11 protein-coding genes are annotated in these 13,290 nt (G+C 38.5%); 5 read left to right on the top strand and 6 right to left on the bottom strand.

Translation table 11 applies throughout. The features are described 5' to 3' along the window. Positions 1 to 136: 136 nt before the first annotated feature. The gene (locus F5613_RS06750; RefSeq protein ID WP_394353444.1) at positions 137 to 1,555 is read right to left on the bottom strand and encodes an alpha-L-fucosidase; all 1,419 of its coding nucleotides are present in this window, start codon (positions 1,553 to 1,555) and stop codon (positions 137 to 139) included. Positions 1,556 to 1,693: 138 nt separating this feature from the next. On the opposite strand from F5613_RS06750, the gene F5613_RS06745 reads away from it, so the two are divergent. After that, positions 1,694 to 2,083 (top strand): VOC family protein, encoded by a 390-nt coding sequence (locus F5613_RS06745; protein WP_179399198.1) that lies wholly within the window; start codon positions 1,694 to 1,696, stop codon positions 2,081 to 2,083. A 16-nt stretch (positions 2,084 to 2,099) separates the two neighbouring features. Here the strand turns inward: F5613_RS06745 and F5613_RS06740 are convergent, their stop codons facing one another. Further along, positions 2,100 to 2,399 (bottom strand): hypothetical protein, encoded by a 300-nt coding sequence (locus F5613_RS06740; protein ID WP_179399197.1) that lies wholly within the window; start codon positions 2,397 to 2,399, stop codon positions 2,100 to 2,102. A gap of 48 nt (positions 2,400 to 2,447) precedes the next feature. Further along, complete coding sequence (locus F5613_RS06735; RefSeq protein WP_218858893.1) at positions 2,448 to 4,508, bottom strand: glucosidase family protein; 2,061 nt, start codon at positions 4,506 to 4,508, stop codon at positions 2,448 to 2,450. A 491-nt stretch (positions 4,509 to 4,999) separates the two neighbouring features. Here F5613_RS06735 and F5613_RS06730 point away from each other — a divergent pair, with 491 nt between their 5' ends. Together F5613_RS06730 and F5613_RS06725 are read left to right on the top strand one after the other, a co-directional pair. After that, on the top strand, positions 5,000 to 6,097 hold the full coding sequence (locus F5613_RS06730; protein WP_179399196.1) for an AraC family transcriptional regulator: 1,098 nt from the start codon (positions 5,000 to 5,002) through the stop codon (positions 6,095 to 6,097). A gap of 72 nt (positions 6,098 to 6,169) precedes the next feature. Continuing rightward, positions 6,170 to 6,790, top strand: coding sequence for a class I SAM-dependent methyltransferase (locus F5613_RS06725; protein WP_179399195.1), 621 nt, complete (start codon positions 6,170 to 6,172; stop codon positions 6,788 to 6,790). A 74-nt stretch (positions 6,791 to 6,864) separates the two neighbouring features. Here the strand turns inward: F5613_RS06725 and F5613_RS06720 are convergent, their stop codons facing one another. Next, positions 6,865 to 7,896 carry a TQO small subunit DoxD gene (locus F5613_RS06720; protein WP_394353452.1) on the bottom strand — a complete coding sequence of 344 codons (1,032 nt, stop codon included), beginning with the start codon at positions 7,894 to 7,896 and terminating at the stop codon, positions 6,865 to 6,867. Positions 7,897 to 8,502: 606 nt separating this feature from the next. On the opposite strand from F5613_RS06720, the gene F5613_RS06715 reads away from it, so the two are divergent. Both F5613_RS06715 and F5613_RS06710 read left to right on the top strand, forming a co-directional pair. Then, positions 8,503 to 9,168 carry a DUF4844 domain-containing protein gene (locus F5613_RS06715; RefSeq protein ID WP_179399193.1) on the top strand — a complete coding sequence of 222 codons (666 nt, stop codon included), beginning with the start codon at positions 8,503 to 8,505 and terminating at the stop codon, positions 9,166 to 9,168. A gap of 1 nt (position 9,169) precedes the next feature. Continuing rightward, entirely contained in the window at positions 9,170 to 9,322 is a 153-nt protein-coding gene (locus tag F5613_RS06710) for an HAD family phosphatase (RefSeq protein ID WP_179399192.1), read from the top strand. Positions 9,323 to 9,353: 31 nt separating this feature from the next. On the opposite strand, the gene F5613_RS06705 is transcribed toward F5613_RS06710, so the two are convergent. Both F5613_RS06705 and F5613_RS06700 read right to left on the bottom strand, forming a co-directional pair. Then, entirely contained in the window at positions 9,354 to 10,289 is a 936-nt protein-coding gene (locus tag F5613_RS06705) for a sugar phosphate isomerase/epimerase family protein (protein WP_179399191.1), read from the bottom strand. A gap of 166 nt (positions 10,290 to 10,455) precedes the next feature. Beyond that, entirely contained in the window at positions 10,456 to 13,182 is a 2,727-nt protein-coding gene (locus tag F5613_RS06700; RefSeq protein ID WP_179399190.1) for an alpha-L-rhamnosidase, read from the bottom strand. Positions 13,183 to 13,290: the final 108 nt, after the last annotated feature.

Here is a 13,290-nt window from a genome sequence, read left to right as displayed (position 1 = left end):
GTCAATAAAAAGGACAAAAGTGATGAGTCATACCATCGCTTCTGTCCTTTTTTTTAGTCTATACTTCTGGATGAAGTATATTTATGCTAACAAGTTCCAACCAGGATACAATTTAATTCATTTAGATTATATCCGGTTATTTTTTCTCTATATTAAAGACAAAGACCAGAGGTTCATTAAGTTGTTTGGCTTTACGAGACAAATTTACCTTTATTTTATTTCCGTTACGGCTCCATTTCAACTTTTCGCCGGTCTTAAGTAATAAGACTGAACTATTCTTTGCAGGAATATTATTTTCCCACTCAATTGTATCCGGCATATCCGTATCTTTGGATGGGATGTAGTGTGCATAAAGTTTGGATCCATCCTTACTGGCGCTAAACCAAACATTACTTGCGTGGTAAACAGGGGTAATACGGGTGTTATAAATTCCCTCACCATTAACTTTTAACCACCCTCCGATTTCACGTAAAATTCTTTCTACTTCTGGCTCAATAATACCAGTTGGTGTTGGGCCCACGCCCAACAATAGACTTCCTCCTTTTGCTGTTACTTCAACTAAAAGAGCTATTACATCGTTGGCCGATTTAAACTTAGCATTCGGCACCCATCCCCAATCAGAACTTAATGTAATACAGCTTTCCCATGGAAATGGTAATTGTTTATCGGGAATAGCCCGCTCCGGGGTAAGATAGTTCTCATATTTTCCATGTATGGTACGATCAACAATGAGCAGATCCGGCTGATGCGAACGTGCCATTTTTGCAATTGAGTCCATTTTAATATCCTGTCTTGGAGCAGCAACCCAACCTCCATCTAGCCAAAGGATATCGAAAGATCCATACCCACTCATCAACTCTTCAATCTGATTATAGGTAAATTTCTGAAATGACTCCCAACGCTCAGGATGTCTTTCTATTTTGTAATTTACATTTCTGTTGGGAGTAGCATATCTGGGCCACCAATAATATTCACTGTGCCAGTCGGGTTTCGAAAAATAGGCACCAATCATAAAATCCTTTTTTCGGAATGCATCAAACACATACTTGGCAACATTGGCTCTGGCATTATCCTTAAATGCACTGTTCATAACAGAGAAATCTGTCTGCTTTGTATCAAACAGATTAAATCCATCATGATGTTTAGTCGTAAAAATCATATATTTCATTCCTGCCGCTTTAGCAATTTCGGCCCATTGATCCGGATTAAACTCTGTTGGGTTGAATTTATGAATCAGATTATAATAATCTCTTTTGTAATCTTCATATGCAATTGTACTATCTCTTGGAATCCAGTCAACATCTTCAGAACAGATAGACCATGATTCAACAATACCCGGAATGGAATACAACCCCCAATGAAACAGTACACCAAATTTCTGATCTTGCCAGGCATCCAATTTCTTTAAAACACCTTTTTCTTCGGGCCATTGATATTCGGTAGAGCTTTCATGCACAAAGCCTTGTTGTGCTTTTGCCTGATACGAAGACGAGACAAGTAACAAGCTCATAACAAGCAGGGTTACATGCTTTCGTGATATAAATTTCATTTGCATTTTCTCTTTTTTTAGGATTAAATAGTTTACTTATCGTAAGCAAAGGTACAAAATAATAAAAAGCAATATCTTTGTTTATTCAAACTCTTGCTCCTATCTTTGTTCAAGGGATAACCACAATCCGTAAAAAAACAAGCCATGAAAATAGATCATATTGGAATATGGGTAGAAGATATAGATAAAATGAGACAGTTTTATCTTACCTACTTTAATACTACTTCAGGAGAGAAATACTTCAATCCGCAAAAGAAGTTTACCTCTTATTTTATTACATTCAACGAAAGTGGATGTCGCATCGAGCTAATGCATCGGCCGGAAATAGCAGATAATCTTTCAAAAAGAGGATTTAAAATGGGTATTGCCCACCTTACCATCAGCGTAGGTAGCAAAGAGACTGTAAACACCCTTACCGAGCGTTTCCGTAAGGATGGCTACGTTATTGAAGGAGAACCCAGAACATCAGGTGATGGATACTACGAAAGTGTTGTGCTTGACCCGGAAGGCAACTACATTGAAATCCTGGCTTAAACAGTTTAATTATTTCTCAAACAGAAGTATAGAATTCTACTTTACCACACCGGGGACATACATACAGTTCGAAGGATTCACGGTTGACAAATAATTCAAAAAAATTGCCAAAGAATCCGGGTGTACCTCCTTCGTGAAACTTATATTTCCCTGCGTATTTAAGGGATATATTGCAACGAATGCAATTTATATCACGGTCTCCCTCTTCGGTCTCTGTAATCTTTACAACTTTTTTCTCAATAATACTGTAATTGCAATTCCAACACAGATCATAGCTGTCTTCCATTTCTTCATGGCAATTTGGGCATTCTTTCATTTTATATACTTTTACAGATCATACAATAAATCTATCAGACAACCTTAATTAAAACTTACACTGTAAGGATGCACCATCCTTAATTTTGCTTATCCGGGTTTTCCCTCCTTCAATAAATGTAACTTCCAACCATTTATTTTTCAAACGTTTTACTTCTATATCAAAGCTTGTATCAAAGGCATTTACCCGCCTTAAAGCCATTCTATCCCATTCTTCCGGCAGTCTTGGTGTAACTATAAACGATTTAAAACCTGTGGGACGGATTCCAAACAATCCTTCGGTTATAACTCTTCCAAACAAGCCACTTTCTGCAGATAAGTGTCTCTGCCCTCCTTCGGGCCACGCTTCAATAGCGTAAGGGACATGCTCTCCCAGCAACCTGGTTTTCGAGTAATAATTTAAATAATCTGTTGCCAGTTTAGTAGCCCCTACCGTATAAACACCTCTCAATGCATAAAGCGTGGACCTATCCCAAAAAGTATTGCTTCCGGCTTGTGTAAGCAATCCATTCTCTGTCCACAAACGCGGCGAAAACAGGGCCTTAATCGTAGCATCAGCACGTTCATTGATACCTACCGTTAATGGGATACAAATCCACGAGCGGAGCACATCGTTTCCTTTAAAATATGCATAGGTATCAAAGCCTTCCACTGTTGCTCCAAAATAAGCTTCAATTGACTCCCTTAAAATTGCAGCCTGTTTCCTGTAACGCTTACTCACCGCTGGCTTTCCCATATTATCACAAAGATAGGCCGCCGAAAGTAAAGCATCATAGTATAAAGAAGAGGTGCACAAATTTGCATCACCACTTGGAAAACGATTCTCCAGCTCATCCGTATCAGAAAGAACCACCCCCTCTTTATTAAGGTTCCTGTTGCAATAGGTAAGACACCACTCAATCAATGGCCAAAGTTTATCAGCTTCATCCGGTTTACCGCTTGCCAATGCATAGCGGGATGCACCGTATGCAATCATAGCAGCATCTCCCCTATCGCCGGCGCCATTCCAAATATCCAGACCTTCTGCAATAATGGAACTTGGTATTGGTTTCCATTCTTCATTCATAAAACGGGAAAAATGCATGAACGAATTCAGTGCAGATTTGTTTCCGTAGGCATAACCGACAAAAGGGAAATAAGGATTTACGTATTCGGCCTGGTCGTTTGCCCAGATAGCAGCATAATATGATTCGCCACCCGGACCGTGAAGCGGTCCTCCTTTTGTTTCAAAAATACTCTCACAAGCTCTTATTTTCGAAAAAGCAAACATGCGGTTAATGGTGTCATTTGGGGTTTCCAACACTAAATTACTCTTCAAAAAACTAATTAATTCCACTCTCTTTTGTTTTTCCACCTCTCCATCAATCTTTTCAATAGGATCATTCATTTTGTACGCAGCGATATATCCTGTAAAAAGTAATGTATCTCCACCGGCTAAATGATAGCTCCCGTTTCGGTTAACTGCTGTTGCCAACCGGTAACTTCCATCTACACCTTCATCTCGAAGTGTTTCTATAACCGACAAACTGGATGGAATTTCTACAGTCACACTGCTTTTTTCCGGATTAATGATACGATAGAGTTCAACTAAAGCAGGTTTATCTACAGATGGAAAATATTCTCTGATTAATTTTAGGTTTCCTTTTCCTCCCATAGTAAAAAAACTTTCTACCCTCAAAAGGCCATCCAAAGTAATCTGTTCCACCTTTTCATTATCCAGAGACTTGCCATTCACCAGAACCATATTCAATGGATTCCAATTAAATCTTCGCATCAGACTTGCATGCGTATTATTAGGAATTGTTCTAAGTAGAGGCCATATCAAGCTCTTATTAAGTTCAAACTCCTGATCTTGATTCACTCCATAGCGCAATACAACCGACACCCGTTTCCCACTCATTTCAATATGATCGGTATGAGGGTACTTATCCTTGTTTACAATCCATGAAATTCCACCTTCGGAGTTTAAGTTCCAACGACAATTATTAACCCTTTTATCATTATACTTATCTGAAGCATTCAACCCCAATGAACAAAAAATGCTGAGAAATAAAAATAAATTAATAGATCTGCTATTAAAGTAAAGCCTATTTAAAACTTTTGTGTTCATAATCGTTTCATAATTTCGTATTAGATGAGAGCAAAGTTATTAATTATTTTCAAATATATGTACTATTTCCTTTTTGTATGATATCGTTCCTATTTATTACATAAAAAAGTCCAAAAATTACAACTTAATGCCAGAAATTGTAAATTTGATACATCAAATTTGTAAAAATAGCACATGCAGTAAATGAGTTATCCATAGATTTGCACATCAAATACACATAACAAAAAACTGAATCGAATACCCAATGAAAAGCCGATATCAATGAAAAGAATCCAGAAAAAATGATTCATCAATTTCTAGATACTGATTTTTTTACTCTAAACCGAAGCAACCAAAGTATCTTGGATAAATGGTCTGGACACATTTAGTCATTTTAAGGGGGAAAACTCGTAAGGGATTTCCCCCTTTTTTATTCATGAGATATGTAATCTAAATATTTAGTTAACAAAAGAGATTTTTTTATATATTTGCGTCAAAACTATAAAAAAATAATGCAATATATAAATTTAGCTACAATTTTTACTTTTTCGGCAGCATTGGTCTATCTGCTTGCCTCTCTGTTGCTCTTTTTTCGTCGTAAAGACGGAGAACGATCACGAGTCATTCTCTCTTGCATCATTATGTTTTCGGTCATCAGCTATACAACACGTTTCATAAATCTTATAAACGGAGAAGTACCCCAATTAATAGTATCCGTCCCGATGTTGGTAGTAGCGATCTTTATGGTAATTAGTTACATTATGTATCCCATTGAGGTCATTTCACCCGGATGGCTCAATTTTAGACGGATACTTAAACTGTATTCTCCCTGTCTTTTCATACTGGTTACATACAAGATCTCCCTTTGGGCAAACATAAAATATACCCCCTACAACACTCTTCTTGATATGGTTTCTCATATCGGAAATTTCGATGTACTTTTCCGCTTTACGCTTGCATTTTTAATCTTTATGCCTATTCTATTTATATTTTTTATCCCATACACCCGTCGATATAACAACACGGATTACGTATGGATAAGAAAGTATGTCTTTACACTTTCACTTAATACATTGGCATACATTCTTGTATTAACTTTCGAAAATCCAATTATTCGTTCACTTTACTATTACGTAAGTGTGGGATGCAGCCTTTATATAGCTTATATGGAACTGTTTGTACGCTTAATAAGAAAACCCGTTGTGACGGAGACAGTCATACAAAAAGAGGAAGAGCCATCTGCTCCTTGTACAGAATCATTCACCAAAGTGAAGAACACAATTCTGATCGACAGATTGAATGCCTATATGGAAAATACTTTTGCCTGGCGGGATCCCGACTTATCTCTTAATACGCTTGCGCAGGCTCTTTGTACCAACCGTACAACCCTGAATCAGGTAATACAGGACAATGGATACGAAAGCTATACCGCTTACATAAACCATCTGCGTATAAAAGATTTTCTTAACCAGATTAAAGCAAAGCAACCGGTAAACTTTCAGGATGCATTTTTTGATGCAGGTTATCGTTCACGCGCAACGGCTTTACGTAACTTCCGACTGATTACGGGAATGACACCTTCAGAATATTTTCAAAAAGACCAGCAGTAAGCACAAAGCCATTAAAGAGAAAATCCAAATTATTATGTAACTTTGGATTGTTATCATTTAAATTGAATGGATATGAGTAATTTCTGGGATGATAGATACCGCGACGGAAAATATATTTACGGAACGAATCCGAATGCATTTTTTAAAGAGTATATTATTAAACATCCTATCGGCACGATTTTATTACCTGCCGAAGGAGAAGGCCGAAATGCTGTATATGCCGCCCAATGCGGATGGAAAGTAGAAGCATTCGATTTAAGTAAAGAGGGTTGGAACAAAGCCATAAAATTAGCCAATCAACAGAATGTAAACATAAACTACCAGATTGCAAGCTTTGATTCGGTTGAATACAGACCTTCACAATTTGATGTTATAGCCTTGATATATGCCCATATACCTAAAGAAAACAAAACAGAATTTTTCAGGAGGCTGCTACCATTCTTGAAAACAGGAGGGTATGTTTTGTTTGAGGGTTTTAGCAAGGAGCAACGTGAATATCAAAAACAAAATGAATCGGCAGGAGGACCCAAAGATATTGATATGTTATTCTCTGAAGATGAGCTGTCAACGATATTTCAGGATATGGAAATTATCAAACTTGAAAAATGTATAACAACTCTTTCAGAAGGCATCGGACATAGCGGAGAATCGGCCATCATACGGATGATTGCACGCAAATCACACATAAAATAAGCTGAATTTATAACAAAAAGATATCAGAAGCCTTTAAAAACGCTTCTGATATCCTTTACTATACTTGCCAATCCTTAATTAAGTATTGTTTGAGTCCATGTAATGCCACTAATATCTGTAAGAATCAGGCTATATTCTCCTTTTGGCAAGGTGTTGAATAAATCATCGGCAATACTGATTTCGGCTTTACTCCCCAGAGGAATAATCAAGCTGTGTTTTCCGGGTTTAACTTTAGCAACGTATCGGTTTTTTATATCTAATTCCTGAAATTTCGATAAATCGGCCCCATCCTTTCTAATCAGACTGTTACCATCCTTATCTTTTAATTCAATCCCGATAAGAAATGAACCGTATACATCAGCACCTTCCACTCTGTAAACTGTAAACGTAAGTTGTCTACTATCCAATTTTGCGTCAGATATCTCCACAACGGGTTTTACGGACTTATTATGCAACTCACCCCATACACCATTATGGAAATACTGATTGGTAAACAACGTCATACCTAATATGGCTACAGATCCAGCAAGAATAATCCGGTTTAAGACTTTAGAAGATATAGGCAACACACCCGATCCGATCCATGCGAACCAACTGGATTGGCGCATGGCAGACTTCCTGAATAAGACGTGATCCATCGAATATACACCTCCGCCTGTAAAATAGATTGAGAATCCGGTTGCCATACCCAAAATTCCGATCTGCCATTCATCAAGGCAGGTGGTTCCCAACCATCCTGAGCCAAGTAAAATGCCGGTAGCAAGTGCCAAAACTCCCAAACTCATGAGACGGGTAAATAAACCCAGCATAACAAATAGCCCTACAATCGCCTCCACAACTGTAAAAAGTACCATAGCCCACCAAAGTGATTCCGGGTTGGAAACTAAATATTCTATAATTGGCTTTATACCCAACGCGTTTGGCAAAAAGTGATTGAATTTTTCTCCAATGTATCCTGCCTCATCGGCGATTAATTTGTTATCGAGGATCAACCTTCTCCAGAATGCAGAAAAATAGGTCCAACCAACCACTAAACGCAACGCAAGAGTAAAAGCTCCGGAAAGTGAGTATGCTTGCTGCAACTCTTTGTTATTTTGAATCATGATATTCCTAAATATTTAAAATTAAACAAATAAAAGATGGATGGATTAAATTGTATTTAATCCATAAAACACAAAATCTGTTTAGAAATCAAATAATTAGCTTTCGTTGAAGTTTAAATATGGGAACTCCGGATTCTCCTCGAAGCTTATTTCCCTCATAAATCACAGATTTAGTTATCCAAATCAGCGAAAGAGTCTCACAATCAGAACTGTTAACAATAAATTTACTTTCACCCTGAGGCTTCGTTTTAGAAAGATGATCGGTTACCGATACAAAATTCGCAGTTGTACAAACCCTCGAATCAGTAGGTTTAGGCGTGTATACTGATGAATTGAGGGGAATATCAAAGAACTGCTTTATCTCTTGTTTGAGTGAACAAGAAAAACAAAGCAATATTGCCAGGGGTAATAGCAATAACCGATTCTTATTTATTTTATACAACTTAAGCCTCATCATATATAGTAACAGAGAGGCATGGATTTTGTTTTAACCTTTTCAAATCTCTGTTCGCAGAATAGAATAAAAAATAATATTATATTTGACAATTATTATCACGTATACACCGTTATCTTCATAAAAGCACTCTATAAATTAATAGTTAAAATACGATGGACGAGAAAAAAAACATTCTCCTACAACTCAATACTTTCAAAAATCTTAATAAATTTTCGGATTCGGCTTGGTATAAGAGAGGTCTTAATCCGTCAGACAATGATATTTGTGAGCGACTAGAGCGGTTATTCAACAAGTCTGCAGACAGTTTAATAGAAGCCATTAATTCAGACTTTTCAACTAGACAGCTAAAAAATGTATTAGAGAACAATCTAAAAAACTTTAAAAGGTCTGATTACGACACTGAAGAATGTGAATTTATATGTGACTATTTCTTTCAACTTTCCGAGATAGTTTCTGTAGACTTTAAAGACAATCTTAACGGTTGGTTATACGGAAGAATACTAAGTACATTATTAAGAATAACTGCATTTATCAAACGAGATGATAGAATTATAGAGACTTTATCTCAGAACTGCACAAAATGCCATACTGAATTGAAAACTTACATTATAAAAAAAGAAGAAGGTATACCTGACTATTCATGGGAAATAATACAGTGTATAAACTGTAATGAATATAATCTATTATCAACAGGGGCTAATGTAAAGGAAGCCCGATTCGAAAATTACAAAATTGTTGAACAACTTCCCAAAGCGGAATTTACTATGGAACAAGCTGAATTAAGACTTAAACAGATAAAGTATTTCAGAAATATTTAAAATGGCAATGATAAAAGCTATAATATTTGATATGGATGGTACTTTAGTGGATAGCATACCATTCCACAAGGATGCTTGGTTACTCTTTTTAAAAAAGCATGGAATTATACTTGCTCCCGAAGAATTAGATTTAAATCAGATCAATAACTTATAGATCTGATTTAAATCTAAAAACAGGATAGAGATTATTTTACAAACTTGGCATTGGTAAGGTACGCCGCACTCTTTTGTGCCGCTACGAACATCTCATTCATAATCTGTTCCTTCGTATATTTGCTGCCGTCTGCATTGGTCTTCTCCCTTAATGCTTTTGGAGTTTCTATTTCAACTACGTAATTCTTCATTCCATTCTTATAGAATTGGTTGAATATAGCCTCGAAATTGATTGTTCCACTTTCGCCAATCACAAATTCATCCTTAATATGTAACATCTCGATACGTTTAGGATATTTCTTCAAATACGCTACAGGATCTTTGCCTCCCTTTGTACACCAATAAACATCCATTTCAAAACATACGTACCGTGGATCTGTATTTTCTACAAGATATTCCCACATAACCTTGTCGCTATCCTTAAGTTTTTTGTATTCGTTGGCATGATTGTGATATCCAAGTTTCAACCCATACTCTTTTGCAATCTTACCAACACGGTTAAAATAGTTACACATTTGTTGTACATCCTTCACGGTGTAGTCCACATTGTAACTAGGGATAACAAAATATTTGCCACCACATGCTTTCTGAATCTCAAAAAGTTGACGCCAGCGTTGCATAATCTCATCTTCCTTTGCCGTATCTTCCTGAATACTAGAATGCGTAGAGATGATTTTCACACCGTTTTGATCACAAAGAGCTTTGAACTCTTCTGCAGGAAGTCCAAACACCTTCGTATCACCACCCCACTGTACCAACTCGAATGCCTTGTAACCCATGCCGGCCAGACGTTCGATCGATGCTTTGGGATTTTCTCTTACTGCATCCATTACCGAGTAAAGTTGAATCCCTACTTTCTTGTTTCCCTTTGCCGAAGCCATTTCTGGAATTGCAAGCATAGCGATCGCAATAGCTACGCAAGTAAACGCAGCCATTAATTTTCCACATTGTCTAAAGAATCTTTTCATAACCTTTTATAAATTAATAGTATAATCTGAGATTGAACACATTTAAAACATTTTGCTCTATTTTGCATTGCAAATATAGCATATCAATTTCCATTCGTATGCTTATTCTTTCAGTTTTCGATCTAATTAGAAGAAGTATAAATAAAAGGCTGTTCCTTTCAGGTAATTATTTACTGTTGGAGAGGTGATAAGTTCCTGATCCAAGTTCGATTTCAATCATAGTTTCATTTTCTGTAACTTTCCGTACACCCTGCTGATTCGGAGAAGCTAGATTCAATTCTTTCGGGAGGCGGACTAAGGCAGAAGTATTGCCGGGAATGGTAATATCCCATGAGAAGATATCCCCCTCTTTGCTCCATTCACTCCGGATTTCTCCGTAAGCCGACTTATAAGCAGCTTTCACATGAGTCAAACCTTGGGGGAATTTGGGTTCCATCAACAGCTTTTTATAAGCAACCGAGCCCGGCGCACATTTGATTCCTGCCAGATCTTCGTAATACCAGATTAACAAGTCACCCAGCAGCATCACATGATTCCCCGAATTCATGGCAGGATCAGCTGTCTCTCCGTTCCATAGCTCCCAAATCGTGGTCGCACCATTTTTAACCATATGTCCCCAGCTGGGATAGGTCTCGTTCGTTGCTATCTTATAAGCCAAATTCACATTGCCATATTGGGTAAGTCCCCTCATGAGCTGCTGAATACCTAATACCCCGGTGCTTACATGTCCACCAAAATCAACTTCAGTCTTCTTTACTATATTATCGAATACTTTAGCTTCATATCCCTCGGGCACTAAACCCAATTGAAGCGAAAGTATGTTGGCCGTAACCGTATTGTTGCCGTACAATGCAGAATCTTTATTGAAGAAGCGGGTATTATAGGCCTCCTTAATTTTGGAAGCAAGATCCTTATATCCTGGTATATCTCCTTTGTTTCCTGAAATCTCTGCGAACTCGGTCATCAGATTCAACAAACTGTAATACATGGTTGTACTCAGAATCGCACCATCGGTCTTACGGGCCGGATCCTGCGAGTGGATTAATTGCTGCGATTCCGGCGGCATGCACCAATCGCCGTACGTATCCTTGGTAAGAATATAGTCCTTCATGGATACCTGCTGGATATGTTCCAGGTACCGTTTCATGGAAGCATAATGCTTTACAATCGGATTTGTATCACCGTACTGCTTCCATAACATCTTCATTCCATAGAAATAAGCTGCCGGCCAGGTCACATCGTCGTTGTAAATGGTCCAATACCTTGGCGAAACATCCGAGATACTTCCCTCCGGACTTTGAGAATCTTCAATATCCTGCATCCATTTGCTATACAGAGAGGCATTGTCAAGCACAAATGCTTCGCCAAAACAACCGGTCGCCCTGTCTCCCAGCCAGCCCTGACGTTCATCACGTTGGGGACAGTCGGTTGGCATTCCGCGATAATTACCACGGATACCCCAGAAAGCATTTTTGAATACCTGGTTTATAATCTGGTTGGACGTTTCGAACTGTCCGGTTGTTTCCATTTTATCGTAAATCACTCTACCCGTAAAAGCGGTAAGTTCCGGCTGGTAATCGAGTCCGGAAATCTCTACGTAACGAAATCCGTGGTAAACAAAAGAGGGTTCCCAGCTAAACTCTCCGTCTTTGGCAGGCGTATATACGTCCGTAACCAAAGCCGAACGGATATTTGCCAGATACAAAGAGCTGTCGGGATTCAGAATCTCTGCAAACCGGAAGCGAACAGGCTGGTCTTTCTTTCCTCTAAGATTATTTATTTTAAGCCATCCCACCATATTTTGTCCCATGTCCAGAATATACGTACCATCGGCACGTTTGGTAATTTTGACAGGCGACACCTCATCCTGAACCTGTATATTTGGATTGGGCTGTGCCGTAAGTTTTCCAGCCGATGCAGTCATGATATCAGCCTCTTTCCAATTGGAATCATCGTAATTGGCAGACTCCCAACCGGGAAGTTCCAACCGGGCATCATATTCTTCGCCATCAAATTCATTGTTGGCCACAATCGGGCCGCGCGAAGTTACCTTCCACGACTTATCGCTAACCACCACTTCGCCAGATCCATCGGTATACTCAATTTCAAGTTGTGCCAGCAGACGGGGCAGACCAAACATCATTGTCTCGGACTGTCGCATGCCGAAATAACGTCCGTTACCCAACTTTACACCTACCGTATTTGTCCCTTCCTGCAACAACGAGGTAACATCGTACACATTATAATACACCCTATTCGGATACCACGAAGGCATGGGGGCAAAAACATCTTCGGCCACACGCTTACCGTTCAGATAAGCTTCATACGATCCCAGTCCGGAAATATACAACACAGCGCGTTTGACTGAAGCCTTGTTCTCGAAAGATTTACGTAAGTAACGGGCAGCCAATCGTGTGTTGCCCTGATCTGTTTCGTTAGGGTTCGAGATTGAATCTTCGCCAATCCAGGAAGCTTTCCAGTCCGAATCATTCAGGAAAGCCATAGACCAGTGCTTCACATCACTCCAATCGGTAGCACCCTGATTTGTAATCACTTTTACTCTCCTATAATAGACACCCTTCGACTGCAGAGGTTCTCCACTGTATGGAACAAGAACCGACTGGTCGCTTTGCACCTCTTTCGAATCAAAAACAAGCTCTTTGCCCTGCTGCAGATCTTCAGCAGAACGAGCCACCTGAATCCAATAGGATTGTTGCACTAAATCGGGGTTGACAGAGGTTATCTGCCACGAAAAACGGGGGGTCAAAACACTTACTCCTTGTGGATTTTCCTGCATTTCTACCTTAAGGGAAGTTACAGCGACTCCTCCGCCCCTGCAACCGACCAAGATGAATGCTACTAAAATTCCAATGCAAAACAATGATTGCCTCATACTTCTGATAGGATTAATTCTCGGTAAAACAAATCTGATTAGTAACAAATAATTTTACAAAACTAATCTATTAAATCCCATTCAACTTTTCATAAATGATAAAACAAG

It is taken from the genome of Macellibacteroides fermentans, assembly GCF_013409575.1.
Lineage (GTDB): Bacteria > Bacteroidota > Bacteroidia > Bacteroidales > Tannerellaceae > Macellibacteroides > Macellibacteroides fermentans.
This window is presented reverse-complemented; position numbering and strand designations above follow the sequence as displayed.